This window comes from Streptomyces sp. NPDC088252 (genome assembly GCF_044740965.1).
Taxonomy (GTDB): Bacteria; Actinomycetota; Actinomycetes; order Streptomycetales; family Streptomycetaceae; genus Streptomyces.
This window is the reverse complement of record NZ_JBIURS010000023.1, coordinates 52,181-78,298: the sequence shown is the minus strand read 5'-3', so window position 1 is coordinate 78,298 and position 26,118 is coordinate 52,181. Positions and strand designations below refer to the sequence as shown.

The 26,118-nt window shown below is 71.7% G+C and carries 20 protein-coding genes and 1 pseudogene; 10 read left to right on the top strand and 11 right to left on the bottom strand.

The annotated features are described in order from the left end of the window. Positions 1-146: 146 nt before the first annotated feature. From ACIOHC_RS34145 to ACIOHC_RS34125, 5 genes are all read right to left on the bottom strand, one after another. Positions 147-1,823, bottom strand: a complete 1,677-nt coding sequence (locus ACIOHC_RS34145; RefSeq protein ID WP_351084896.1) for a DEAD/DEAH box helicase — start codon at positions 1,821-1,823, stop codon at positions 147-149. 199 nt (positions 1,824-2,022) lie between these two features. Beyond that, the gene (locus tag ACIOHC_RS34140; RefSeq protein ID WP_003969786.1) at positions 2,023-2,226 is read right to left on the bottom strand and encodes a cold-shock protein; all 204 of its coding nucleotides are present in this window, start codon (positions 2,224-2,226) and stop codon (positions 2,023-2,025) included. Positions 2,227-2,571: 345 nt separating this feature from the next. Further along, positions 2,572-3,729, bottom strand: coding sequence for an acetyl-CoA C-acetyltransferase (locus tag ACIOHC_RS34135; RefSeq protein ID WP_351084894.1), 1,158 nt, complete (start codon positions 3,727-3,729; stop codon positions 2,572-2,574). A gap of 22 nt (positions 3,730-3,751) precedes the next feature. After that, positions 3,752-4,363, bottom strand: a complete 612-nt coding sequence (locus ACIOHC_RS34130) for a TetR/AcrR family transcriptional regulator (RefSeq protein WP_351084892.1) — start codon at positions 4,361-4,363, stop codon at positions 3,752-3,754. A gap of 54 nt (positions 4,364-4,417) precedes the next feature. Further along, positions 4,418-5,200, bottom strand: coding sequence for an SDR family oxidoreductase (locus tag ACIOHC_RS34125; protein ID WP_351084890.1), 783 nt, complete (start codon positions 5,198-5,200; stop codon positions 4,418-4,420). 94 nt (positions 5,201-5,294) lie between these two features. Here ACIOHC_RS34125 and ACIOHC_RS34120 point away from each other — a divergent pair, with 94 nt between their 5' ends. From ACIOHC_RS34120 to ACIOHC_RS34110, 3 genes are read left to right on the top strand one after another with little or no spacing between them, the layout of a single operon-like run. After that, on the top strand, positions 5,295-6,167 hold the full coding sequence (locus tag ACIOHC_RS34120) for an enoyl-CoA hydratase (protein WP_351084888.1): 873 nt from the start codon (positions 5,295-5,297) through the stop codon (positions 6,165-6,167). Beyond that, positions 6,167-7,312, top strand: coding sequence for an acyl-CoA dehydrogenase family protein (locus tag ACIOHC_RS34115; RefSeq protein WP_389637285.1), 1,146 nt, complete (start codon positions 6,167-6,169; stop codon positions 7,310-7,312). The genes ACIOHC_RS34120 and ACIOHC_RS34115 overlap by 1 nt, the downstream gene beginning before the upstream one ends. Next, positions 7,312-8,316, top strand: a complete 1,005-nt coding sequence (locus tag ACIOHC_RS34110) for an acyl-CoA dehydrogenase family protein (protein ID WP_351084886.1) — start codon at positions 7,312-7,314, stop codon at positions 8,314-8,316. The genes ACIOHC_RS34115 and ACIOHC_RS34110 overlap by 1 nt, the downstream gene beginning before the upstream one ends. A 12-nt stretch (positions 8,317-8,328) precedes the next feature. On the opposite strand, the gene ACIOHC_RS34105 is transcribed toward ACIOHC_RS34110, so the two are convergent. The 3 genes from ACIOHC_RS34105 to ACIOHC_RS34095 form a co-directional block, all read right to left on the bottom strand. Next, a complete protein-coding gene (locus tag ACIOHC_RS34105; RefSeq protein WP_401845322.1) occupies positions 8,329-8,829 on the bottom strand; it encodes a pyridoxamine 5'-phosphate oxidase family protein in 501 nt (166 codons plus the stop codon). Between the two features lie 61 nt (positions 8,830-8,890). After that, positions 8,891-9,454: a HutD family protein gene (locus tag ACIOHC_RS34100; protein ID WP_365692193.1), complete on the bottom strand. Its 564-nt coding sequence runs from the start codon at positions 9,452-9,454 to the stop codon at positions 8,891-8,893. Further along, complete coding sequence (locus ACIOHC_RS34095) at positions 9,451-10,194, bottom strand: VWA domain-containing protein (RefSeq protein ID WP_351084880.1); 744 nt, start codon at positions 10,192-10,194, stop codon at positions 9,451-9,453. Before ACIOHC_RS34095 ends, ACIOHC_RS34100 begins: the two co-directional genes overlap by 4 nt. A gap of 249 nt (positions 10,195-10,443) precedes the next feature. Here ACIOHC_RS34095 and ACIOHC_RS34090 point away from each other — a divergent pair, with 249 nt between their 5' ends. Beyond that, positions 10,444-11,367, top strand: coding sequence for a rhomboid family intramembrane serine protease (locus tag ACIOHC_RS34090; RefSeq protein ID WP_401845319.1), 924 nt, complete (start codon positions 10,444-10,446; stop codon positions 11,365-11,367). A 169-nt stretch (positions 11,368-11,536) separates the two neighbouring features. On the opposite strand, the gene ACIOHC_RS34085 is transcribed toward ACIOHC_RS34090, so the two are convergent. The 3 genes from ACIOHC_RS34085 to ACIOHC_RS34075 form a co-directional block, all read right to left on the bottom strand. After that, positions 11,537-12,997 (bottom strand): glutamate synthase subunit beta, encoded by a 1,461-nt coding sequence (locus ACIOHC_RS34085; protein WP_351086426.1) that lies wholly within the window; start codon positions 12,995-12,997, stop codon positions 11,537-11,539. Continuing rightward, a complete protein-coding gene (gene gltB, locus ACIOHC_RS34080; RefSeq protein ID WP_351086424.1) occupies positions 12,990-17,567 on the bottom strand; it encodes a glutamate synthase large subunit in 4,578 nt (1,525 codons plus the stop codon). Before gltB ends, ACIOHC_RS34085 begins: the two co-directional genes overlap by 8 nt. A 438-nt stretch (positions 17,568-18,005) precedes the next feature. Then, a complete protein-coding gene (locus ACIOHC_RS34075; RefSeq protein ID WP_351086422.1) occupies positions 18,006-18,740 on the bottom strand; it encodes a VIT1/CCC1 transporter family protein in 735 nt (244 codons plus the stop codon). Between the two features lie 262 nt (positions 18,741-19,002). Here ACIOHC_RS34075 and ACIOHC_RS34070 point away from each other — a divergent pair. The 6 genes and pseudogenes from ACIOHC_RS34070 to ACIOHC_RS34045 form a co-directional block, all read left to right on the top strand. Next, positions 19,003-20,073 (top strand): annotated as a pseudogene (locus tag ACIOHC_RS34070) (ADP-ribosylglycohydrolase family protein); the annotation flags it as partial. Positions 20,074-20,358: 285 nt separating this feature from the next. Continuing rightward, a complete protein-coding gene (locus ACIOHC_RS34065; RefSeq protein WP_351086430.1) occupies positions 20,359-21,537 on the top strand; it encodes an ADP-ribosylglycohydrolase family protein in 1,179 nt (392 codons plus the stop codon). Continuing rightward, on the top strand, positions 21,479-22,666 hold the full coding sequence (locus ACIOHC_RS34060; RefSeq protein ID WP_351086420.1) for an ADP-ribosylglycohydrolase family protein: 1,188 nt from the start codon (positions 21,479-21,481) through the stop codon (positions 22,664-22,666). Before ACIOHC_RS34065 ends, ACIOHC_RS34060 begins: the two co-directional genes overlap by 59 nt. Then, positions 22,663-24,036, top strand: a complete 1,374-nt coding sequence (locus tag ACIOHC_RS34055; RefSeq protein ID WP_365690209.1) for an ADP-ribosylglycohydrolase family protein — start codon at positions 22,663-22,665, stop codon at positions 24,034-24,036. Before ACIOHC_RS34060 ends, ACIOHC_RS34055 begins: the two co-directional genes overlap by 4 nt. Further along, on the top strand, positions 24,033-24,917 hold the full coding sequence (gene rbsK / locus ACIOHC_RS34050; RefSeq protein WP_351086416.1) for a ribokinase: 885 nt from the start codon (positions 24,033-24,035) through the stop codon (positions 24,915-24,917). The genes ACIOHC_RS34055 and rbsK overlap by 4 nt, the downstream gene beginning before the upstream one ends. Beyond that, a complete protein-coding gene (locus ACIOHC_RS34045) occupies positions 24,914-26,113 on the top strand; it encodes a CoA transferase (RefSeq protein WP_351086414.1) in 1,200 nt (399 codons plus the stop codon). Before rbsK ends, ACIOHC_RS34045 begins: the two co-directional genes overlap by 4 nt. Positions 26,114-26,118: the final 5 nt, after the last annotated feature.

The window sequence follows — 26,118 nt, the reverse complement described above, 5'->3', positions numbered from 1 at the left end:
ACCACCGCCGACCGCACACCCATGGATCGGGCCCGATCCGCGAGGTCATCGCCCCGAACGGCGCCCCCTGCCGCACGGTCGGGCGAGAGGGCGCAGTGGTGACCGAACGGATCCGGTCACCACGTCACCACGCGTCGTCCCTGCTGTCAGGCGGCCCTGCGGCCACGCCCCGCCGCACCACCGCGCCCGGCACCGCTGCCACGGCCGCCACCGGCGGCCGCACCGCGCGCCGAACCACCCGAAGCGCCCGTACCGGCGCCTCGCACGGAACCGCCCCTGCCCGCTCCGGCAGCCGCGCCCCGCGCGGAACCACCCGCCCCGCGGCCCTCGCCACCGCCCTGTCCGGCACCACCGCGGCGACCACGGCCGCGGCTGCCCGAGCGGAGGCCGGGGCCACCCGCCGCGGCCCCGCCCGGCCTCGTGCGCTGCTTCGGCGGGGTCGGCTGCGGGACCTCGATGACGACCGCGACGCCGGAGGGCTCACGGGCCCCGGTGATCCGGGTGAGTTCCTCGTCGCTGGACGTGATCCGGGTGGTCCGCGGGGCGATGCCCGCGTCGGCCATCAGCCGGGTCATCTCCCGCTTCTCCTCGGGCAGCACCAGAGTGACGACGCTGCCGGACTCCCCGGCACGCGCCGTGCGCCCGCCGCGGTGGAGGTAGTCCTTGTGGTCCGTCGGCGGGTCCACGTTCACGACCAGGTCGAGGTCGTCCACATGGATGCCGCGTGCCGCCACGTTCGTCGCGACGAGCGCGGTGACCTGGCCGGTCTTGAACTGGTCCAGCGTCCGGTTGCGCTGCGGCTGCGAGCGCCCGCCGTGCAGGGCGGCGGCCCGTACACCGCTGGCCAGCAGCCGCTTGGCGAAGCGGTCGGCGGCACGCTTGGTGTCCACGAACATGATGACCCGGCCGTCACGGGCCGCGATCCGGGTGGCGACGGCCTTCTTGTCGGTCTCGTCGGCCACATGCAGCACATGGTGCTCCATGGTCGTGACGGCGCCCGCGGACGGGTCGACCGAATGCACGACGGGGTCGGTCAGGAACATCTTGACCAGCCGGTCGATGTTCTTGTCGAGCGTCGCGGAGAACAGCATCCGCTGGCCGTCCGGCTCGACCTGCTTGAGCAGGGCGACGACCTGCGGCATGAAGCCCATGTCCGCCATCTGGTCGGCCTCGTCGAGGACGGTGACGGCGACCTGGTCGAGGCGGCAGTCGCCGCGCTCGATGAGGTCCTTCAGCCGGCCCGGCGTGGCGACGAGCACCTCGGCGCCTCGGCGCAGCGTGCCGGACTGCTTGCTGATCGACATGCCGCCGACGACGGTGGCCAGGCGCAGGTTCACCGCCGTCGCGTACGGCGTCAGCGCGTCGGTGACCTGCTGGGCGAGCTCGCGGGTCGGGACGAGGACCAGCGCGAGCGGGGCGCGCGGCTCGGCGCGCCGTCCGCCGGTTCGGGCCAGCAGCGCGAGGCCGAAGGCGAGGGTCTTGCCGGAGCCGGTACGGCCGCGGCCGAGGATGTCCCGGCCGGCGAGCGAGTTCGGCAGGGTGGCGCCCTGGATCGGGAACGGGTCGGTGACGCCCTGCGCGGCAAGGGTCTTCAGCAGGGCTGCGGGCATGTCCAGCTCGGCGAACGCCTCGACGGCGGGCAGTGCGGGGGTCATGGTTTCCGGCAGGGCGAATTCACCCTGCGGCGGCGTGGCCCTGCGACGGGGCGACGCCTTGCCGGATCCCTTGCCGGAACCCTTGGCGTTTGCCTTTGCCGGGGCCGTGCCGCGCCCCCTCGACGGGCGGTTGCGGGCGGGTCGGTCCTGGCGTTCGGAGCGGGTCATACGGAATTGCCCTCCTGGGGGATTCCTGAGGAGTCCTGGGGATTCCTGGGAACTGCTTGGGACTGCTTGGGACTGCTTGGGAACTGCTTGGGGACCTCTGCGGGACGGCGCTCTTCTGCGCCATGTCCCGGGGACAGCACAAGCCGGGACCCGCACCTTCACGGTGCGGGCCCCGGCTGCGAGGTACGCGTCCTGGCGATTAGGCCGGGACGATGTTCTCCGCCTGCGGGCCCTTCTGGCCCTGCGTGACGTCGAAGGAGACCTTCTGGCCCTCCTGGAGCTCACGGAAGCCCGAGGTGGCGATGTTGGAGTAGTGGGCGAAGACGTCGGCGCCGCCGCCGTCCTGCTCGATGAAGCCGAAGCCCTTTTCCGAGTTGAACCACTTCACGGTTCCAGTAGCCATGTCATTCTCCTAAAAGAGGTGCAGTGCCGGAAATCCGCACTTTACGAATTTCAAGTCGCCGCATTGAGCCCCATCCGGAGAAAGCCGGAAAACAATAATGCGCCTGAGGAAGCATTCCCGTCAGGCGCACATAAAGTTCATGGGTACCAAAACTGCAACACGGCAACCGTAGCACGTCCTGCCGTCCCTCGGTGGGAACACGCCGCGCGCCGGTCGGCGGATTCCCTGCCGGGCCCTTGGGGTGACTGGCCCGGAGCGCACTCAAAACGCCGTCGAAATCGTTCTGCGAGCCGTGTCGTGGCCGCTCGTCGCCGGTACCGGGCCGCGTCGCGGCCGAGGAGGAGTTCAGAGCCGTTCGATGATCGTCACGTTCGCCTGACCGCCGCCCTCGCACATGGTCTGCAGGCCGTAGCGGCCTCCGGTGCGCTCAAGTTCGTGCAGCAATGTCGTCATCAATTTCGTACCGGTTGCACCGAGCGGGTGACCCAGGGCGATGGCGCCGCCGTTGACATTGACCTTGTCCGGGTCGGCTCCGGTTTCTTTCAGCCAGGCCAGGACGACCGGCGCGAATGCCTCGTTGATTTCGACCAGGTCGATGTCTTCGATGGTCATTCCGGCCTTTTTGAGCGCGTACGCGGTGGCCGGGATCGGCGCCGACAGCATGCGGATCGGGTCCTCGGCGCGCACCGAGAGGTGATGGATCCGGGCGCGCGGGGTGAGGCCGTGCTCGGCCACGGCGCGCTCGGAGGCGATGAGCATGGCGGCGGCCCCGTCGGAGACCTGCGAGGAACAGGCGGCGGTGATCGTGCCGCCCTCAAGGACCGGTTTCAGCCCCGCCATCTTCTCCAGGGTGGTGTCGCGGCGCGGCCCCTCGTCGGTGGTGACGTCACCGTAGGCGACGGTCTCGCGCGCGAAGCGGCCCTCGTCGATGGCGCGGATGGCGCGCCGATGGGAGCGCAGGGCGAACTCCTCCATGTCCCGACGGCCGATGCCCCATTTCTCGGCGATCAGCTGGGCACCGTGGAACTGATTGACCGGCGCGTCGCCGTACCGGGCGCGCCAGCCCTCGCTGCCGGCGTACGGGCCGTCCGTCAGACCGAGGGGCTCAGCGGCCTGACGGGAGGCGAAGGCGATCGGGATCTGCGTCATGTTCTGGGTCCCGCCCGCGACGACCAGGTCCTGCGTGCCGGAGAGGACGCCCTGGGCGGCGAAGTGCACGGCCTGCTGGGAGGAGCCGCACTGGCGGTCGACGGTGACGCCGGGGACCTCCTCGGGCAGTCCGGCCGCCAGCCAGCAGGTGCGGGCGATGTCACCGGCCTGCGGTCCGACGGTGTCGAGGCAGCCGAAGACCACGTCCTCGACGGCCGCCGGGTCGATCCCCGTCCGCTCGACGAGGGCCTTGATGACGTGGGCGCCGAGGTCGGCGGGGTGGACCGCGCCGAGTCCCCCTTTGCGCCGGCCGACCGGGGTGCGTACCGCTTCGACTATGTATGCCTCGGCCATGACTGCTGCTCCTTGAGTGGGTTCAGGTGTCCAGGGCGATGCCGTCCAGGACCATCGAGAGGTACTGGCGGGCGATCTCCTCGGGGCTGTGCTGTCCGCCGGGCCGGTACCAGGACGCCGCGACCCAGACGGTGTCGCGGACGAAGCGGTAGGTGAGGCGGATGTCGAGGTCGGCGCGGAAGGTCTTGTCGGTGACGCCGCGTTCCAGCGTGCCGAGCCAGGCCTCCTCGAACTTCTGCTGGGAGTCGACGAGGTACTGGAAGCGCGGCTGGGTGGCCAGGTGCTTGGACTCCTTCTGGTAGATGGCGACGGCGGCGCGGTGCCGGTCGATCTCCCGGAAGGACTCGGTGACGAGGGCCTCGATGGTCTCCCGGGGTCCGAGTCCGGCGGCGAGCACCGCGTCGTACCCCTCCCAGAGTTCGGTGAGGAAGGTCGAGAGGATCTCGTCGATCATCGACTCCTTGGAATCGAAGTGGTAGTAGAGACTGCCCGCGAGCATCCCGGCCGCGTCCGCGATCCTGCGGACGGTGGTGGCGTTGTATCCCTGCGCGGCGAACACTTCGGCGGCGGTGTCGAGCAGTTCGCGGCGGCGCTCGGGCGAGGGGGTCACCTGGGGCTTCTTCTTGGTAGGCACCCGACCATTCTCCGCCCGCCGGACGGCCCCGCGGACGCCGCGGGGAGCGCCCGCTCAGGCATGCCGGCTGCTGACGGAGACGACTTCGCCCGTCATGTACGAGGAGTAGCCGCTGGCGAGGAAGACGATGACGTTGGCGATCTCCCACGGCTCGGCGTAGCGGCCGAAGGCTTCCTTCGCGATCAGTTCGTCGAGGAGTTCCGCGGAGGTGACCTTCACCAGGTGCGGGTGCATGGCGAGGCTGGGGGCGACGGCGTTGACGCGCACCCCGTACTCGGCGGCCTCGACGGCGGCGCACCGGGTGAGGGCCATGACACCCGCCTTGGCGGCGGCGTAATGGGCCTGGCCGCTCTGGGCGCGCCAGCCGACGACGGAGGCGTTGTTGACGACGATGCCGCCGCGGCCGGCCGCCTTGAGCGAGCGCAGGGCGGCCCGGGTGCAGCGGAAGGTGCCGTTCAGGGTGACGTCGAGGACCTTGGTCCACTGTTCGTCGGTCATCTCGGTCAGCTCGGCGGTGCCGCCCAGGCCCGCGTTGTTGACGACGATGTCGAGGCCGCCGTGGGTCTCTTCGGCGAGCGCGAAGAGCGCCTGGACCTGGGTCTCGTCGGTGACGTCACAGGGCAGTGCGGCGACGCGGTCGGCGCCGAACTCCTCGGCGAACGCCTGCTCGGTCTCCTTCAGCCGCCGGGCGTGCGCGTCGCCGATGACGACGCGCGCGCCCTCCTCGAGGAACTTGCGGGCGGTGGCGCCGCCGATCCCGGCGCCCGCGGCCGCGGTGACGACGGCGCCGCGGCCGGCCAGCAGCCCGTGTCCGGGTACGTACTGCGGTGCGCTCATGCCTGTGCCTCCTCGATCCCGGCCCACGGATCCTCGACGGTGGTCGTGCCGGTACGTTAACCTACCAAACACTTGTTAGGGAAGGATGGAGCCGATGCCCGCTGCCCACGACACACCCGCCGACCGGTCCCAGGCCGATCCCGTGCTGTACGAGCGCCGGGGTCCGGTCGCGTACATCACGCTGAACCGCCCGCGCTACCGCAACGCGCAGAACTCGGCGATGACCTACGCCCTGGACGCCGCGTTCTACCGGGCCACCGAGGACTCCGAGGTCAAGGTGGTCGTGCTGGCCGGCGCCGGGGAGCACTTCTCGGCGGGCCACGACATCGGCACGCCCGGCCGCGACGCGCATCTGCCCTTCGAGCGCAGGGCCGGTCTGTGGTGGGACCACTCCGACAAGACCGGGGCGGAGAGCCGTTTCGCCCGTGAGTCGGAGGTCTATCTCGGCATGTGCAGGCGCTGGCGCGAGCTGCCGAAGCCGGTCGTCGCCTCGGTGCAGGGGGCGTGTGTGGCCGGCGGGCTGATGCTCGCCTGGATCTGCGACCTGATCGTGGCGAGCGAGGACGCCTTCTTCGCCGATCCGGTGGTCCGGATGGGCATCCCCGGTGTCGAGTACTTCGCACACCCATGGGTGATGCCGCCCCGGATAGCGAAGGAGTTCCTGTACACCGGCGACCGGATGAGCGCCCGCAGGGCGTACGAGGTCGGCATGGTGAACAAGGTGGTGGAGCGCGGCGAACTCGCCGACCGCACCCGTGAACTGGCGCTGCGGATAGCGCAGATGCCACGGCTGGGACTGGCCCTGACCAAGCGCGCGGTCAACCAGGCCGAGGACCTTCAGGGGCTGCACACCGGCCTGGACTCGGTCTTCGGACTGCACCACCTCGCCCACGCGCACAACGCGGAGACGGCGGCGGACCCGCTGGGCGGCATGGACATCGCCTCGATGAAGAAGGCGGACACGTGATGGACCTGTCGTACACGGCCGAGGAGGAGGAGTTCCGGGCCGAGGCGCGTCAGTGGCTGCGGGCCAACGTCCCCGTGGAGCCGCTGCCGTCCCTGGAGACCGCCGAGGGCTTCGCCGCGCACCGGGAGTGGGAGGCACGGCTCCACGCGGACCGCTGGTCGGTCGTCTCCTGGCCGCCCGAGTACGGCGGGCGGGGTGCCGACATCTTCCGGTGGCTGGTCTTCGAGGAGGAGTACTACGCGGCGGGCGGACCCGGCCGGGTCTCGCAGAACGGCATCAACCTCCTCGCTCCGACGCTCTTCGACCACGCCACGGACGAGCAACGGGCCCGGGTCCTGCCGTCGATGGCGAGCGGCGAGGTGATCTGGGCCCAGGCCTGGTCCGAGCCCGAGTCGGGCTCGGACCTGGCGTCGCTGCGCTCACGGGCGGTGCGCACGGAGGGCGGCTGGCTCCTCTCGGGGCAGAAGACCTGGTCCTCGCGGGCCGCGTTCGCGGACCGGGCGTTCGGCATCTTCCGTACGGATCCACAGGCCGCGAAGCCGCATCACGGGCTGACGTATCTGATGTTCGACCTGTCGGCGCCGGGGGTGTCCGTCCGGCCGATCGGGCGGCTCGACGGCAAGCCCGCCTTCGCCGAGCTGTTCCTGGACGAGGTGTTCGTACCGGACGCGGACGTCATCGGGGAACCCGGGCAGGGCTGGCGCATCGCCATGTCGACAACGGGCAACGAGCGCGGGCTGACGCTCCGCTCCCCCGGCCGCTTCCTGGCCTCGGCCGACCGGCTGGCCGCGTTGTGGCGCAGCCACGGCGACCCGTCGGACACGGCGCTGCGGAACCGGGTGGCGGACGCGGTGATCGGGGCACGCGCGTATCAGCTCTTCACCGGCGCGAACGCGTCGCGCTTCGCGGCCGGTGCGACCATCGGCGCGGAGTCCAGCCTGAACAAGGTGTTCTGGTCCGAGTACGACATCGCGCTGCACGAGACCGCGCTCGACCTGCTGGGCACGGACGGCGAACTCGCCGAAGGGGAGTGGGCCGAGGGGTACGTCTTCTCCCTCGCCGGCCCCATCTACGCCGGTACGAACGAGATCCAGCGCGACATCATCGCCGAGCGGCTGCTCGGCCTGCCGAAGGGACGGCGCTGATGCGATTCCTCCTCGACGACGAGCAGCGGGGGTTCGCCCGTTCGCTGGACGCGATGCTGACCGCCTCGGACACCCCCGCGGCGATACGCGCCTGGGCCGCCGGGGAGCACGGGCCGGGCCGGGCCCTGTGGGAGCGACTGGCGCAGGCGGGGGTGTTCGCCCTGGCGATTCCGGAGGCGTACGAGGGGGTCGGGCCGTTGCCGGTCGAACTCGCCGTCGCCTTCACCGAGTTGGGGCGGCATGCGGTACCGGGGCCGGTCGTGGAGACCGTCGCGGCCGGGGTGCTGCTGGAAGGTGTGGGCGGCGCGGTGGCCAAGGAGTGGCTGCCGCGGCTGGCGTCCGGTGCCGCATCGGCGACGCTACGGATGGACGGCCACGGGCCGTACGCGCTGGACGCGGATGCCGTGGACGCCGTGTTCACGGTGACCGACGACGAGCTGCGGCTCGCGCCCGGGTCCGGGGCGCTCGGCGTGTCGTCCGACCCGGCCCGTCGGCTGTGGCGTCCCGAGGCGGGTGGGGAGTTGCTGGCATCCGGCCCCCGGGTGGCGAAGGCGGCGGCGAGGGCCGCCCGATGGGCGGCGTTCGCGACGGCCGCCCAGGCGCTCGGCACCGGCGAGGCGCTGCTGCGGGCCACGGTCGGACACGTGAAGCAGCGCACCCAGTTCGGCACGGCCATCGGGTCCTTCCAGGCGGTCAAGCACCGGCTCGCCGACACACTGATCGGGCTGGAGTTCGCCCGTCCGCTGCTGTACGGGGCGGCGCTCGCGCTCGCCGAGGGGGCGCCGAACGCCGGTGCGGAGGTGGCGGCGGCCAAGGTGACGGCGGGCGAGGCGGGATACGCGGCGGCGCGGACGGCGCTGCAGTTGCACGGTGCGGTGGGGTACACCGAGGAGCTGGATCTGTCGCTGTGGCTGCGCAGGGCACGACCGCTGCGGGACGCGTGGGGGACACCGGGGGCCTGCCGCGCGCGGGTGCTGGCGCGGACAGACCCGTCCGGCGGGTGAGGAGGAGAGGGGTCAGGTCTCGTACGGGGCGCTGTCGTCCGCGGCCCGGCGGATCGTGCGCAACGGCTTGCCGGGCCGCCACACCTGCACCACCAACTCCCCGGAATCCAGGGACGTTCGGACCACCTCCTGGAGTTCCGCACGGAAGAGGTGGAACGGCTCCGGCGGCTTCATCTCCTCGACGAAACGGGCCAGGAACGCGGGGTCGGTCACCTCCACGGCCCGTCCGGAGACCCGGACGTCGCCGTCCGCCATCTCGGCGTCCGGTCCGGGATTGGCCTGCACCGCGAACCGTGGGTCGCGCAGCAGGTCGAGCGCCTTGCGCGAGTTCGGCATCATGCCGAGCCACAGCTCACCGAAACCGAAATCCACCTCCAGGCCGGTCACCCGCGGCGACCCGTCCCTCCGCAGGGTCGCCAGGACGTGGTGCTTGTACTGCCCGAAACGGGCCCGGACGGTGTCGGCGAAGGCCGGTTCCGTCGAGTGGAACGCTTGCCAGGAACTCGATGTCATGCGGCCATGAAAACCTGGAAACCCGACATCTCCTGTCCTGTATTTCCCGGCGCGCACCGGCTCATCCGTGCGACAGGGTCACCAGCAGTGCCCACCCCTGGGTCCGGAGCACCCCCGACGAGTCGCCCTGTACCAACAACGCGTCGTAACGGCCGAGCTCGATGCCCTGGCCGTCGAGCACCGCACCGTCCTCCAGCGCGAGGGCCAGAACCGCCCCGCCCGCCGGCGCCGACAGCCTCAGGGTGCCGCGTACCACCGCGACCTCCGCCGCCGTACGCCCCCGGCGGTACATGACATTGACGTTCACGACCGGGCCGCCGAGCAGCCGGCCGTCCGTCTCGGGATCACCGGGGAAGTCGTGCGGCCAGTACGGCTCGTCGACGATGTGGTGCTCACCGCCCACCACGAGGTCCATCCCGGCGCCCTCGACCACGGTCAGCGTGCGGTCGACGCCGGGGAAGGAGGAGAACGGTCCGTCCCTGGACACATCGGCGAGGCTGACCCGCCAGTCGAAGGCGTCCAGCGGCGCGCCCTCGGGGGACGCCGCGATCTCCCGGGTGACTCCCCCGCCGTTCTTCCAGGGCGTGGCCGTACGGTCGGCCGCCCGCAGTACCCGGGCCGTCATCCGACGATCCCCTGGGCGCGGGCCGCGGCCAGCCACTGCGGGAACTCGGCGACCAGCCGGTCGTACAGCTCGGCGTCCGGGACCCGGCGCGGGTCGGAGCCGGCGTGGAAGAATCCGGCGTTGTCGACGGGGCGCTTGGCGGGCACGGCCAGATCGTCGAGCCTGCGCAGGAAGTCGAACTGCGTACTGCGCTTGTTGCCGAAGCCGATGAACTGCCAGAACAGCGGCAGCTTGGCCGCCTTGCAGAGGTAACGCTCCGCCGCGTGCTTGCTGATCGGGCCGCCGTCGGTCTGGAAGACGACGAGCGCGGGGGCGGTCGAGCCGCTGTCGAGGTAGTGGTCGATGACGGCGTCCATGGCCAGGTGGTAGCTGGTCTTCCCCATGTGTCCGAGGCCCGCCACGATCGCGTCGATCCGGCCGTGGTGGTTGTCCAGGGCCACGTCGGTGACGGCGTCGATGTCCGTGGAGAAGAAGACGACGGGTACGCGGCCGTCGTCGTCCAGATGGGCCGAGAGGCCCAGCACCCGGTCCGCCAGGGCCTGGACGCTGCCGTCCTTGTAGTACTCCCTCATGGAGCCGGAGTGGTCGAGCACCAGGTAGACCGCGGCCCGCTCGCCGCTCATGCCGCTCTTCGTCAGCGACACCGACGCGCTCTTGTAGAGGTCGACCAGCGCGGGAGCGGTCTCCTCGATCTTGCGGAGGCTGATGGCCGGACCTGTTGCGGCGGACGAGCCGACCATGCGGATGCTCCGTTCCTCGACGTCTCGGGACCCCGAGCGTAACGGCCTCGCCCACGATGGGCAGGGGGAGAAGGAGCGGCGTCCGGGGCCTTCGAATCCAAGGCGGAGGCCCCGGACACCGCGACGCCGCTGCCCATCGTGGGCGAGGCCGTAAGGCACCCGGATATGCCGGGGGCCACGGTGTTCGCTATCTTGATCGCCGCCGTCCCCACCGGCCGCTCGTGTCCGCCCACCGTGAAGGAGCCTGCCGTGGAGGCCGCGGTCACCACCTGTTATCGCCATCCGTCGTACGAGACGTATGTGAGCTGCACCCGCTGCGAACGCTTCATCTGTCCCGACTGCATGCGGGAGGCCGCCGTCGGCCACCACTGCGTGGAGTGCGTGAAGGAGGGGCAGCGTTCGGTCCGGCAGGCACGCACGGTGTTCGGCGGCGTGGTGTCCCGGGCCGCGGTGCCGCTCGTCACGTACGTACTGATGGGCCTCAACATCCTGGCGTATCTGGGCGAGCTGGTCCGTCCGGGGATCGTCGACCGGTTCTCGATGCTCGGTGCCGGACTGAACGGCCCGGACGGAGGCCGGTACGTCTACGAGGCCGGGCACTTCCCCGGCTTCGACGTGACCGGTGTGGTGGACGGCGAGTGGTACCGGCTGCTGACCGGGGCCTTCCTGCATCTCCCGCCGGACGGATCGTCCTTCGGCTCGCTGCCGTTCGGGGTGCTGCACATCCTCTTCAACATGTACGCGCTGTGGAATCTGGGCCGGGTCGTCGAGGAGCAGTTGGGCCGGGCCCGCTACCTCACGCTGTATCTGCTGTCCGCGCTGGGCGGTTCGGTCCTGGTGTATCTGATCGCCCCGTTCGATGCCACCGTGGGTGCCTCGGGTGCGGTCTTCGGTCTCGGTGCGGCGTTCTACGTCGTCAACCGGCGCCTGGGCCGCGACATGCAGGCGGTGAACCGGTTCATGGCCGGCTTCCTGATCTGGATGCTGATCTCGGCCGGATTCACGTCGTGGCAGGGCCACTTGGGCGGGCTCCTGACGGGCGGCATCGTCACGCTCGCGTACGCGTACGCCCCGGCGAAGCGGCGGACGACGATCCAGGCGGCCTCGGGGGTGGTGCTCCTCGCCGTGCTGGTGCTGCTGGTGGTCCTGAAGACCTCCGCGCTGACGGGCTGAGAGCCTGTCGCGTGACGTCCGCCCGATCAGAGGTCGCCCGACAGGCTCTGAGCGGTCCGCCCGTCCCGGAACGCGCCACGGCGCCTGCCGAGATCGTCCGGTCGGGGACGGGCAGGCGCCGCGTTCAGTTCCGTACGCCTTTGTACGGGACGTCCTTGTGTGCCGTGATTCAGACCGTCAGGGCACGGTCCGTGGGGCGGATCGGGGCCGGCAGGGCGCTGGCTCCGGTCAGGAAGCGGTCCACGCCGCGCGCCGCGGAGCGGCCCTCGGCGATGGCCCACACGATGAGGGACTGGCCGCGGCCGGCGTCACCGGCGACGAACACGCCGCCGACGTTGGTGGCGTAGTCCTCGTCTCGCGCGACATTGCCGCGCTCGTCGAGCTCCAGGCCGAACTGCTGGACCAGGCCGTTGGACTGGTCGGTGCCGGTGAAGCCCATGGCCAGGGTGACCAGCTGTGCGGGGATCTTCCGCTCGGTGCCGGGCTTCTGTTCCAGCCTGCCGTCCTTGAACTCCACCTCGACCAGGTGCAGGGCCTGGACGTTGCCGTCCTCGTCGCCCTCGAAGTGGGTGGTGGAGACGGAGTACACGCGCTCGCCGCCCTCCTCGTGCGCGGAGGTGACCTTGTAGAGCATCGGGAAGGTCGGCCAGGGCTGGTTGGCGTTACGGTCCTCGCCCGGCCGGGGCATGATCTCCAACTGGGTGACGGAGAGCGCGCCCTGGCGGTGGGCGGTGCCGACGCAGTCGGCACCGGTGTCGCCGCCGCCGATGACGACGACGTGCTTGCCCTCGGCGGTGATCGGGGAGACCGTCAGGTCGCCCTCCCGCACCTTGTTGGCGAGCGGCAGGTACTCCATGGCGAAGTGCACGCCGTTCAGCTCACGGCCCGGGACGGGCAGGTCGCGGGAGACGGTGGCACCGGCGGCGATGACGACCGCGTCGTACCGGCGGCGGAGCTTGGCGGCGTCGATGTCCCTGCCGATCTCCGTCTCCGTGCGGAACTTGGTGCCTTCCGCGCGCATCTGCTCGATGCGGCGGTTGATGTGCGACTTCTCCATCTTGAACTCGGGGATGCCGTAACGGAGAAGGCCGCCGATGCGGTCCGCGCGCTCGTAGACGGCGACCGTGTGGCCGGCCCGGGTCAGCTGCTGGGCGGCGGCGAGGCCCGCCGGGCCCGAGCCGATGACGGCGACGGTCTTGCCGGAGAGCCGCTCGGGCGGCTGCGGGGTGACGTCGCCGCTGTCCCACGCCTTGTCGATGATGGAGACTTCGACGTTCTTGATGGTGACGGCCGGCTGGTTGATGCCGAGCACACACGCCGACTCGCACGGGGCCGGGCAGAGCCGCCCGGTGAACTCCGGGAAGTTGTTCGTGGCGTGCAGGCGCTCGGACGCGGCCGTCCAGTCCTCGCGGTAGGCGTAGTCGTTCCACTCGGGGACGAGGTTTCCGAGCGGACAGCCGTTGTGGCAGAACGGGATGCCGCAGTCCATGCAGCGGCCGGCCTGCTTGCTGATGATCGGGAGCAGCGAGCCCGGAACGTAGACCTCGTTCCAGTCCTTGACACGCTCGCCCACGGGGCGGGTCTCGGCGACCGCGCGCCCGGTGGTCAGGAAGCCCTTGGGGTCAGCCATTGGTCGCCGCCTCCATCATCTTCTCGGTGGTCTCCTGTTCGGAGAGACCGGCGAGCTCAGCGGCGTCCTTGGCGGCGAGCACTGCCTTGTACGTGGACGGGATGATCTTGCTGAAGCGGGAGGCGCCGCCCTCGGCGCCGTCCCACTCGGCGAGCAGCTTCTCGGCGACCGTGGACCCGGTCTCCTCCTGGTGGCGGCGCACCACGTCGTGCAGCCACTGCTCGTCGGTGTCGGAGAGGGCCTCGATCGCGCCGAGGTTGCCGGAGTTGACGTTGTCGCGGTCCAGGTCGATGACGTACGCGATGCCGCCCGACATGCCCGCGGCGAAGTTGCGTCCGGTCTCCCCGAGCACGACGGCGCGGCCGCCGGTCATGTACTCGCAGCCGTGGTCGCCCACGCCTTCCGAGACGACCGTCGCGCCGGAGTTGCGGACGCAGAAGCGCTCACCGGTCCGGCCGCGCAGGAACAGCTCGCCGCCGGTGGCGCCGTAGGCGATCGTGTTGCCCGCGATGGTGGAGTACTCGGCGAGGTGGTCGGCGCCGCGGTCCGGGCGGACGACGACGCGGCCACCGGAGAGGCCCTTGCCGACGTAGTCGTTGGCGTCGCCCTCCAGGCGCAGGGTCACTCCGCTCGGCAGGAAGGCGCCGAAGGACTGGCCGGCGGAGCCGGTGAACGTGATGTCGATGGTGTCCTGCGGCAGGCCGGCACCGCCGAACTTCTTCGTCACCTCGTGGCCGAGCATGGTGCCGACGGTCCGGTTGATGTTCCGGATCGCGATCTGGGCCCGGACCGGCTGGGCGGCCTCGGCGCTCTCCGCGTTCAGGGCGTCGGCGGCGAGCCTGATCAGCTCGTTGTCGAGGGCCTTGGCGAGACCGTGGTCCTGCTCGACCAGCTGGTGCCGGACGGCACCTTCGGGCAGCTCGGGAACGTGGAACAGGGGCTCCAGGTCGAGGCCCTGCGCCTTCCAGTGCGTGATCGCACGGTCGGTGTCGAGCAGCTCGGCGTGGCCGACGGCCTCTTCGATGGCGCGGAAGCCCAGCTCGGCGAGGAGCTCACGGACCTCCTGGGCGATGAACTCGAAGAAGTTGACGACGTGCTCGGCCTTGCCGGAGAACCGGCTCCGCAGGACCGGGTTCTGGGTGGCGATGCCGACCGGGCAGGTGTCCAGGTGACAGACGCGCATCATGACGCAGCCGGAGACGACGAGCGGCGCGGTCGCGAAACCGAACTCCTCGGCGCCCAGCAGCGCGGCGATCACGACGTCGCGGCCGGTCTTGAGCTGGCCGTCGGTCTGCACGACGATGCGGTCGCGCAGGCCGTTGAGCAGCAGGGTCTGCTGGGTCTCGGCGAGGCCCAGCTCCCAGGGACCGCCCGCGTGCTTCAGCGAGGTGAGCGGGGAGGCGCCCGTTCCGCCGTCGTGGCCGGAGATCAGGACGACGTCCGCGTGCGCCTTGGAGACACCCGCGGCGACCGTGCCGACGCCGACCTCGGAGACCAGCTTCACGTGGATGCGGGCCGCCGGGTTGGCGTTCTTGAGGTCGTGGATCAGCTGGGCCAGGTCCTCGATGGAGTAGATGTCGTGGTGCGGCGGCGGGGAGATCAGGCCGACACCCGGGGTGGAGTGCCGGGTCTTCGCGACCCACGGGTAGACCTTGTGGCCGGGCAGCTGGCCGCCCTCGCCGGGCTTGGCACCCTGCGCCATCTTGATCTGGATGTCGTCCGCGTTGACCAGGTACTCGCTGGTCACACCGAAGCGGCCGGAGGCGACCTGCTTGATCGACGAGCGGCGCGCCGGGTCGTGGAGCCGGTCGGCGTCCTCGCCGCCCTCACCGGTGTTGGACTTGCCGCCCAGCTGGTTCATGGCGATGGCGAGGGTCTCGTGCGCCTCGCGGGAGATCGAGCCGTACGACATGGCGCCGGTGGAGAAGCGCTTGACGATGTCGGAGACGGACTCGACCTCGTCGACCGGGATCGCCTCGCGGTCGCTCTTGAAGCGGAACAGACCGCGCAGCGTCATCAGGCGCTCGGACTGCTCGTTCACCCGGTCCGTGTACTTCTTGAAGATGTCGTAACGCTTGGTGCGCGTGGCGTGCTGGAGGCGGAAGACCGTCTCCGGGTCGAACAGGTGCGGCTCGCCCTCGCGGCGCCACTGGTACTCGCCACCGATCTCCAGCGCACGGTGCGAGGCGGAGATGCCGGAGGCCGGGTACGCCTTGGCGTGGCGGGCGGCGACCTCCTTGGCGATGACATCGAGTCCGGCGCCGCCGATCTTGGTTGCGGTGCCGTTGAAGTACTTCGCGACGAAGTCCTCGTTCAGGCCGACGGCCTCGAAGACCTGGGCGCCGCGGTAGGAGGCGACCGTCGAGATGCCCATCTTGGACATGACCTTCAGGACGCCCTTGCCGAGCGCGTGGATCAGGTTCCGGATGGCCTTCTCGGGCTCGATGCCCTCGATGAACGTACCGGCGCGGACCAGGTCCTCGACGGACTCCATCGCCAGGTACGGGTTGACCGCGGCGGCACCGTAACCGATGAGCAGCGCGACGTGGTGGACCTCGCGGACGTCCCCGGCCTCGACCAGCAGACCGACCTGGGTGCGCTGCTTGGTGCGGATGAGGTGGTGGTGGACGGCGGAGGTGAGCAGCAGCGAGGGGATCGGCGCGTGCTCGGCGTCGGAGTGCCGGTCGGACAGGACGATCAGGCGGGCGCCGTCCTCTATGGCGGCGTCGACCTCGGCGCAGATCTGCTCGATCCGCGCGGCGAGGGCCTCGCCGCCGCCGCCGACCCGGTAGAGACCGGAGAGCGTGGCGGCCTTCATCCCCGGCATGTCGCCGTCGGCGTTGATGTGTATCAGCTTGGCCAGCTCGTCGTTGTCGATCACCGGGAACGGCAGCGTGACGCTGCGGCAGGACGCGGCGATCGGCTCCAGCAGGTTGCCCTGCGGGCCGAGCGTGGAGCGCAGGGAGGTGACGAGCTCCTCGCGGATGGCGTCCAGCGGGGGGTTGGTGACCTGCGCGAACAGCTGGGTGAAGTAGTCGAAGAGCAGCCGGGGGCGCTCGGACAGGGCGGCGATCGGCGAGTCCGTACCCATGGAGCCGAGCGGTTCGCCGGCGGTGCGGGCCATCGGCGCGAGGATGACGCGCAGCTCCTCCTCGGTGTAGCCGAAGGTCTGCTGGCGGCGGGTGACGGAGGCGTGCGTGTGCACGATGTGCTCCCGCTCGGGGAGGTCCTCCAGCTCGATCTCGCCGGCCTCCAGCCAGTCCTGGTACGGCTGCTCGGCGGCGAGGGCCGCCTTGATCTCGTCGTCCTCGATGATGCGGCCCTCGGCCGTGTCCACGAGGAACATCCTGCCGGGCTGGAGGCGTCCCTTGCGGACCACCTTCGCGGGGTCGATGTCCAGGACACCGACCTCGGAGGAGAGCACGACGAGGCCGTCGTCGGTGACCCAGTAGCGGCCGGGGCGCAGACCGTTGCGGTCCAGCACCGCACCGACCTGGGTACCGTCCGTGAAGGTGACGCAGGCCGGGCCGTCCCAGGGCTCCATCATCGTGGAGTGGTACTGGTAGAAGGCGCGGCGGGCCGGATCCATGGCCTTCTGGGATTCGGGGCTCTCCCACGCCTCGGGGACCATCATCAGCACCGAGTGCGGCAGCGACCGGCCGCCGAGGTGGAGCAGCTCCAGGACCTCGTCGAAGGAGGCGGAGTCGGAGGCGTCCGGGGTGCAGACCGGAAAGATCCGGTCCAGCTGCGCAGCCCCGAAGAGGCTGGTGGCGAGCTGGGACTCGCGGGCCTTCATCCAGTTGCGGTTGCCCTTGACCGTGTTGATCTCGCCGTTGTGCGCGACGAAGCGGTACGGGTGGGCGAGCGGCCAGCTCGGGAAGGTGTTCGTGGAGAACCGCGAGTGCACCAGCGCCACGGCGGTGGCGAAGCGGCGGTCGGAGAGGTCCGGGAAGAACGGTTCCAGCTGCCCGGTGGTGAGCATGCCCTTGTAGACGATCGTGCGGGCGGAGAGCGAGGGGAAGTACACCCCGGCCTCCCGCTCGGCGCGCTTGCGCAGCACGAAGGCCTTGCGGTCGAGCGCGATGCCGGTGCTCTCGCCGTCCGTGACGAAGAGCTGACGGAATTCCGGCATGGTGGCGCGGGCGCCCTTGCCGAGGATGTCCGGGGTGACCGGGACCTGACGCCAGCCGAGGACCCTGAGGCCCTCCTCGGCGGAGATCTTCTCCAGCTTCCGGACGGCCTCGGTGGAGTCGTCCGCGGGCAGGAAGGCGATTCCGACACCGTAGGCACCGGCCTCGGGGAGGTCGAAGGCGACCTCGTCGCGGAGGAAGGCGTCCGGCACCTGGAGGAGGATTCCGGCTCCGTCGCCGGAGTCGGGCTCGGATCCGGTGGCTCCGCGGTGTTCGAGGTTGCGCAGTACGGTCAGCGCCTGCTCGACCAGCTCATGGCTGGCCACACCGGTCAGGGTGGCCACGAACCCGACACCGCAGGCGTCGTGCTCGTCACGGGGGTCGTACAGCCCCTGCTGGGCGGGGCGACCGTCCATGGGCGACCAGGCGTCGGTACGCATGGGCTCTCCCGTCGTCGTCGTGGCATGTGCAGTGCCGAGGGACGACGTTGGCCCTCTGCGAAATTTCGTGCAGGTTCTACATGATGGGGCGCTTCTCAAGAAGCGGATAGTCCGTTCCAACATCCGGACACCGCCTGAGGCGGTGGGGGTGGGCCGCAGTCGGAGGATCGGCGCCCGGGGGGACCGCAGAGAGCAGGCGTCGTTGCCCGCGGTGTCTACGGCTCATGCCCGGCGGCAGAGGAAATGAAACCGCCGGGTAACGGCTACTTATGTGTAGCGCCGCATAGAGACTCATTTTACGTCGGGCGCAACCGGTCCGCCCAGAGGTGGACCCCAAGACGTACGTCACACCGATGGCGGACACGTCACGGAACGGAGCCCGCCCGGCACGCGAGGACGACGCCTCCGGCCGGACGGGCTCCATGTCATGCCCCACGGTCAGCCTCCGACGGCCACACCGAACAGCGTGCCCAGACCGTAGGTGATCGCCGCGGCGGCCCCGCCGAGCGCCAGCTGCCGCAGCCCGCTGTACAGCCAGCTGCGCGCCGTCACCCTGGCCACCACCGCCCCGCAGGCGAACAGTCCGACCAGGGCCAGCAGCACGGCCGGCCACAACGCGCTCGCGCCGAGCAGATACGGCAGCACGGGCAACAGGGCCCCCAGCGCGAACGCGCCGAACGACGACACCGCGGCGACGAGCGGCGAGGGCAGATCACCCGGATCGATGCCGAGCTCCTCGCGGGCGTGGATCTCCAGGGCCTGCTCCGGATCGCGCGACAGCTGGCGCGCGACCTCGCGGGCGAGACGGGGCTCGACGCCGCGGGACTCGTAGAGCGCGGCGAGCTCCCGCTCCTCGTCCTTGGGATGCTTGCGCAACTCGCGCCGCTCGACGTCGAGTTCGGCCTCGACGAGCTCACGCTGCGAGGCGACGGAGGTGTATTCGCCGGCCGCCATGGAGAAGGCACCGGCGGCCAGGCCCGCCAGACCGGTGATCACGATCGTCTGCTGCGAGACGGCGCCGCCCGCGACGCCGGTCATCAGCGCGAGGTTGGAGACGAGCCCGTCCATGGCACCGAACACCGCCGGGCGCAGCCAGCCGCCGTTCACATCACGGTGGGTGTGGTTGTCCCGGTGCGCCTCGTGCAGTACGGCGTCGGTCTCGATGATGGACACGGCTCTCCCCTTCTCCGGCAGCGGGTTCCACGCGCTCCGCCCCCGCTCAACACCATCGAAAGTACGCACGAAAATGAGCTCCCGCCAGCAAGGCAGGCCGTACTTACCTGCCCTCTGACCAGGTAAGTACGGCCTGCCTTGCCACTTCCGGGCCATCATCCGACTGGCCCTTTTGTTGCGATTTCGGCCTCCGCCGAGGCTCCGCGTGGCACATATCGAGGAGGCACGAGAACGGGCCCGGTGCGAGCGAAGGGTCGACACGATGGAGTCGATTGCAGGAAATCCGGCGGAACCTCGGACGCACGGCGCCCGGGCGGCGGTACGGGGCTGCGCGCCCCGGGAGGACCTGGGCGACCGGGCCCGGGGCGCGCTGCTCGGCCTCGCGGTCGGTGATGCGCTGGGCGCACCGGCGGAGAACCTGCGGCCGTCCGAGATCCGCCGTCGCTGGGGCCGGATCGAGGGCTTCGTGAGCGACGACCCCGCGGGCACGGACGACACGGAGTACGCGATCTTCTCCGGGCTGCTCCTCGCGCGGCACGGTTCGGCGCTGACGGTCACCCATGTGGAGCGGGCGTGGCACCTGTGGATCGCCGACCTGGACGAAGGGCCCTTCCGCGGTGCCGGATTCAGCGAGCGGGGCACGCTGGAGAATCTGCGCCGGGGTCTGGCCGCGCCGATCTCCGCCCAGCACCGGCACGCCTGGAGCGACGGCCTGGCGATGCGGGCGGCGCCGTTCGGTGTCTTCGCGGCGGGCCGGCCGGACGAGGCGGCACGCCTGGTCGCGGTCGACGGGCGGGTCAGTCATGACGGGGAGGGCATCTACGGCGGCCAGGCGGTGGCGGCCGGGGTGGCCGCCGCGATGGCGGGGGCCTCGGTCGCCTCGGTGATCGCCGCCGCGCTGTCCGTCGTCCCCATGGACTCCTGGACGGCGCGTTCGCTGCGGCGCGCCGTGGCCGCCGCGCAGCGCACGTACCCCGACCGGCTCACCGGGGAACGCGCGGTGCGCTCCGCGGTGGTCGTCGGCGGCTATCCGTGGACGGACCTGGCCCCCGAGGCGGTCGGACTGGCCTTCGGAGCGTTCGCGGCGGCGCGCGGCGACTTCCGCACGGCGGTGCTGACCGCGGTCAACATGGGCCGCGACGCGGACACGACGGCCGCGGTGGCGGGGGCCCTGGCCGGCGCCCTGCACGGGGCGTCGGCGATCCCGCGGCACTGGGGGGAGGCGATCGGCCCGGTCCGGGGCAGCTGTCTGCCGTCGATGCGTGGCTATCACGTCCTGGACATCGCGGAGTTGCTCACCCCGGACGACACGGACGAGGCGTACGGGGACGGGCGGGGTGAAGCCCGTACGCCCGAGGGCGGACGGGCGCACGCCGCCGAGCACACCCCGTCCGCCACCAGCCAGGAGGGCCTGGCACGGGACCGCCCGCGTGCGGACGCGGGCGGCACGCCTCGCACGTCCGCGGCCGGACCAGCGCACAACGTCCCCGTCGCACCCGCCACCGCGGACGAAGCGGACCGGGACGCCCCGCACGACATCCACCGCGACACCCCCCGCGCCCCTGCTTCCGCGCCCGCCCGGTTCCGCACCCGCCCCTCCCCCGGTCATCGGGCCCGGATCGAGGGGCTGCTGCTCGGGCTCGCCGCCGGGGACGCCGCCGGGTGGCCCGCCGCGCGGCACCGGGCCGCCCGGATGCCCGAATGGACCCGGCGCCTCACCCGGGAGCTCGACACCTTCGCCGAGCAGAACGCCACGACCACGCTGCCCGTCCCCATCGCCCTCAACCAGCCGCCCGAACCCCTGCGGCTCGGGCCGTCCGACGACGCCGAATGGGCGGCGTTCGCCGCCGGGACCGTGCTCGCCTCGACAGCCGGTCCGCTGCACGGGTTGTCCCCCGAACACCGGATGCGGGCCGCCGTCGACGTCGCCTGGAACGCGCTGGCGGCCGAGGTCGCCGCGGCTGCCGCCCGCGCCCCCGAGGTCGAGTCCGCGGTGCTCCCGCTGCGCGCCCGGATCTCGGTACGGGCCGGACTCGGGAATCTCGCCGCCGGGTTGCGCCCGCCCGCCACCGGTCACGACAACCCGCACTACTTCGACGACGCGGCCTGCGTACGGGCCGCCGTGCTCGCCGTCGCCCACCCCGGCGACCCGGCGGCCGCCGCCGACCTCGCCGAGTTCGACGCCCGCTACACCCAGGACGGCGACGGGGTGCACGGCGCCCGCGCGATGGCGGCAGCGATCGCCGAGGCACTGGGCGGCGCGGATGTGGACACGGCGGTGAACGCCGCGCTCGCGCAGCTCCCCGACGGCACGGAGATCGCCCGCAACGCCGCCCATGCCGTCCGGATCGCCCGTGACTTCGTCGGCGAGGCGGCGGGTGCGTTCGCCCTGGTACCGGTGCTGGAGCATCAGATCGTCGACCACGTCTACAGCTACGGGATCGCCGCCGCCGAGACCGTCCCGGTCGCGCTCGCCCTGGCCACCGCGGCCCGCGGCCGGATCGCCCAGGCCGTTCCCGCGGCGGCGTGCCTGTCACGGGTGGCCGACTCCGCGCCCGCACTGGCCGGCGCGCTGACCGGCGCGCTCTGCGGCATCGACGCCGTCCCGGACGGCTGGCGCGACGCCTGCCGCACCTTGGCGGGGTGTGCGCTGCCCCGTCTCGCGGGGACCGATCTGATCGAACTCGCCGGGCTGCTGGCAGCCACGGAACCGAAGCCCACGGGTGGACAATTCGGACATGACATCCATGACGCCCGTGCGGTCCGGGGCGAGAACCACGGTACTCACACTCGATGAGCGGATCACGGGAGCGCTCGTCGGCGCCGCGGTCGGCGACGCGCTCGGCGGTCCCGTCGAGGGCCGGCCCCCCGAGCAGATCGTGGCCCGCCACGGCGGGCGGATCAGCGGCATCGTCGGCCCGTGGGACGGCGACGACTGGCGTACGGCCCGCCCCATCGCCCCGTACCACAAGGGCGACGGACACGTCACCGACGACACCTTGATGACCCATGCGCTGGTACGGGTGTACGACGCCGTGCGCGACCACCTCGACGCGTACGCGGTCGCCGACCACCTCGTACCGGAGCTGATCTCGACCCCCCGCTGGATTCCGGAGCTGGAGGCCGACGCACTGCCGCTCCAGCGGATCTTCCTCGCCGAGAAGTGGATCGTCGCGCGGCTGCACTACGGCCATGTCGATCCGCGCGAGGCGGGTTCCGGAAACATCGTCAACTGCGGTGCGGCGATGTACATGGCACCGGTCGGCCTGGTCAACGCCGCCCACCCGGAGGCCGCGTACGCCGAGGCGCTGGATGTCGCCGGCGCCCATCAGTCCTCCTACGGCAGGGAAGCGGCCGGAGTCTTCGCCGCGGCCGTCGCGGCCGCGTGCGCCCCGGACGCGACGCCCGCCGGCGTCGTCGAGACCTGTCTGTCGCTCGCCAAGGACGGCACCCGGTCCGCCATCGAGGCGGTGTGCGAAGCGGCCGTCCGTCACCGCGACTTCGAGACCGCCCTCGCTCCCCTGCGCGCCGCCGTCGCGCCCTTCGACACCGTGGGCCCCGACTACCGCGCCCCCTCCCTCGGCGCCCGTCGGCCGTCCCGGCTGCACGCCATCGAGGAACTCCCCATCGCGCTCGGCATGCTGCTCGTCGCGGACGGCGACTACCGGCACGCGGTCCTCGGCTCGGTGAACTACGGCCGGGACTGCGACTCGATCGCCACCATGAGCGGTGCCGTCGCGGGCGCGCTCCACGGCGAACCGGCGATCCCCGCCGACTGGGTGAGAACGGTCGCCGAGGCCAGCCGGCTCGATCTGCACGCCCCCGCAGGGGCCCTGGCGGGCGTCGCCCGCGAGGTGTTCGTACGGGACACGGCCCGGCGCCGCGCCCACGAGTCGGCGTTCGCCGCGCTGGCGGGTACGCCATGACCCTCCGGGTGACGTGGGTGCAGCCCGAGGACCTGGTCGGGCACGAGCTGCGCCAGGCCGCCGAGGACGGGCGGGACGCAAGGGCCGTCGCCCGCCGGTGGTACGAGGCGGGCGGCGCCCCCGCGCCGGAACGGGCCGGCGCGTCGACCCCTCCGGCACCGGAGCTGCGCGCGCTCGCCGAGCGGCTGCTCGACGAACTCGCCCTGCTGGAATCGCCGTTGGAGACGGACGAACCGACAGACCTGGCCGCGGTCCGGGCCGCCTGTCCGGACTGGCCGGCCCCCCGCACGGACCCGACACCGGTGAGCCACGAGCGGCTGCACGCCGCCTGGCTGGGCCGGGCCGCCGGCTGTCTGCTCGGCAAACCCGTCGAGAAGCTGCCGCTCGCCGGTATCCGCGCACTGGCCCGCGCCACCGGCAACTGGCCGCTGACCACGTGGTTCACCGCCAAGGGGCTGCCCGCCGAGCTGGCCGCCACCTACCCCTGGAACCGCCGCTCCGCGTCCACCTCCCTGGCCGAGAACATCGACGGCATGCCGGAGGACGACGACCTCGACCACCCCCTGCTCAGCCTGCTGCTGCTCCAGCGGTACGGTCCGTCCTTCACCACCTGTGATCTCGCCCGGCTCTGGCTCGACGAACTCCCGGCCGGCCGCACGTTCACCGCCGAGCGGGTCGCGTACCGCAATCTGCTGGACGGGATCGAGCCCCCGCGCACCGCCCGGTTCCGCAATCCGTTCCGGGAGTGGATCGGTGCGCAGATCCGGGCCGATGTGCACGGCTGGACGCATCCGGGCGACCCGTCGGCCGCGGCGGAGCAGGCCCACCGGGACGCGGTCCTCACCCACACCGCCAACGGGGTGTACGGGGCGATGTTCGCCGCCGCCGCACTCGCCGAAGCGGCCGGCGGCGCGCACGATGTGCACGGCTGTCTGGCCGCCGGGCTACGCGTCGTGCCGCCTCGTTCGCGGTTCGCGCACGCGGTGCGTTTCGGCATCGCGGCGGCCCGCGGCGAAAGCGGCTTCGACGCGGTGGCCGACCGGCTGCACGCCGAGTACGGCGCGTACCACTGGGTCCATGTGCTGCCCAACGCCGCCCTGCTGGCCGCGGCCCTCACCCACGCCGACGGCGACTACTCCGACTCCATCTGCCGTGCGGTGTCGGGCGGCTGGGACACCGACTCCAACGGCGCGACCGCCGGTTCACTGGCCGGACTGCTGGCCGGGAGCCCCGGCGCGCTGCCCGACCGCTGGACCGCCCCGCTGAAGAACCGTCTCGCCACGTCGGTCGCCGGATTCGACTCCATCGGCTTCGACGCCCTCGCCGAACAGACCCACCGGCTCACCCTCAAGGAGGCACTCCGCCCATGACCGGCATCGCGGTGCTCGGCAGCACCAATATGGATCTCGTCGCGTACGTCGCACGGGCTCCGGAGCGAGGAGAGACCGTCACCGGACGGGAGTTCCGTACCGTTCCCGGCGGCAAGGGCGCCAACCAGGCCGTCGCCGCCGCCCGCGCGGGCGGCGACGTGACGATGATCGGCGCGGTCGGCGACGACGAGTACGGCGCCGTGCTGCGCTCCAACCTGGAGCACGCGGGCGTCGGCACCGATCTGCTGCAGACGGCCGAGGGCCCCAGCGGCACCGCGCACATCGTCGTCGACGACCTGGGCTCCAACTCCATCGTGGTGATCCCCGGCGCCAACGGCACCGTCACCGCTCTCGGCCCTGGCGAGATGGCCGCCATCGCCGGGGCCGATCTGCTGCTGCTCCAGCTGGAGCTGCCGCTGTCCGCCGTGCTGGAGGGTGCGCGCGTGGCCCACGCCCAGGGCGTACGGACCATCCTCACCCCCTCCCCCGTACAGTCCCTGCCCGCCGAACTCCTCGACTGTGTCGACCTGCTGATCCCCAACGAGCACGAGGCGGCCGCGCTCACCGGCGCCGCCGACCCCCGTGCGGCGGCACAGCTGCTGCTCGGCCAGGTCCCCGCGGTGGTGGTCACACTCGGCTCGAAGGGCTGCCTGTACGCGGCCCGGGGCGGCGAGCCCGTCCTCTTCCCCGCCCCAGAGGTCACCGCGGTCGACTCCACCGGGGCCGGGGACACCTTCGTCGGGACGCTCGCCGTGGCGCTCGGCGAGCGACGGCCCGTACCCGAGTCGCTGGCCTGGGCGTCGTCCGCCGCCGCGCTGTGCGTACAGCGGCCGGGCGCCTCGACCTCCATGCCGTACCGCAGTGAGATCGACGCCGCATGAACACGACCGCGCAGGCGCCGCTGACCGGGCTGCGGGTCATCGACCTCGCCACGCTCTTCGCGGGCCCTCTCTCCGCCACCATGCTCGGTGACTTCGGTGCCGAGGTGATCAAGGTCGAGCATCCGCGCAAGCCCGATCCGTCGCGTGGGCACGGGCCCGCGAAGGACGGCGTCGGCCTGTGGTGGAAACTCCTCGGCCGCAACAAGCGCAATCTGACCCTCGACCTGTCCAGCCCCGGCGGGCGCGACATCCTGCTCCGGCTGGCCGCCGGAACCGATGTGATCATCGAGAACTTCCGGCCCGGAACCCTGGAGCGCTGGGGCCTCGGCTGGGCGGAGCTGCACGCCGTCAATCCGCGGCTGGTGCTGGCCAGGGTCACCGGCTTCGGTCAGTTCGGTCCGTACGCGCACCGTCCCGGCTTCGGCACCCTGGCCGAGGCGATGAGCGGGTTCGCCGCGATCACCGGGGAACCGGACGGACCGCCCACGCTGCCGCCGTTCGGGCTCGCCGACTCGATCGCGGCGCTGGCCACCGCGTACGCCGTGATGGCCGCGCTCGCCGGACGCGACAGGACCGGGGAGGGACAGGTCGTCGACATGGCGATCATCGAGCCGATCCTGACCGTGCTCGGCCCGCAGCCGGTCTGGTACGACCAGCTCGGATACGTACAGCCGCGCACCGGCAACCGCTCCCGGAACAATGCCCCGCGCAACACCTACCGCACCTCGGACGGGCACTGGGTCGCCGTCTCCACCTCCGCGCAGTCGATCGCCGAACGGGTCATGCGTCTGGTCGGCCGGCCCGAACTGATCGACGAGCCCTGGTTCGGCTCCGGCACCACCCGCGCCGAGCACTCCGACGAACTCGACGAGGCGGTCGGCGACTGGGTCGCCCGGCACACCCGCGAGGAGGCCGTCTGCGCGTTCGAGAAGGCGGAGGCGGCCATCGCACCCGTCCACGGCATCCAGGACGTGATGGAGGACCCGCAGTACCGGGCCCTGGACTCCGTCACCGAGGTGGACGACCCGGAGCTGGGACCGCTGCGGATGCAGAACGTACTGTTCCGCCTCTCGGCGACACCGGGCGCGATCCGCTGGGCGGGCCGGCCTCACGGTGCGGACACCGACGAGATCCTCACCGCCCTGGGTCTGTCGGGCCAGGAGATCGCGGCGCTGCGGGCGGAGCGCGTCCTGTGACGGCG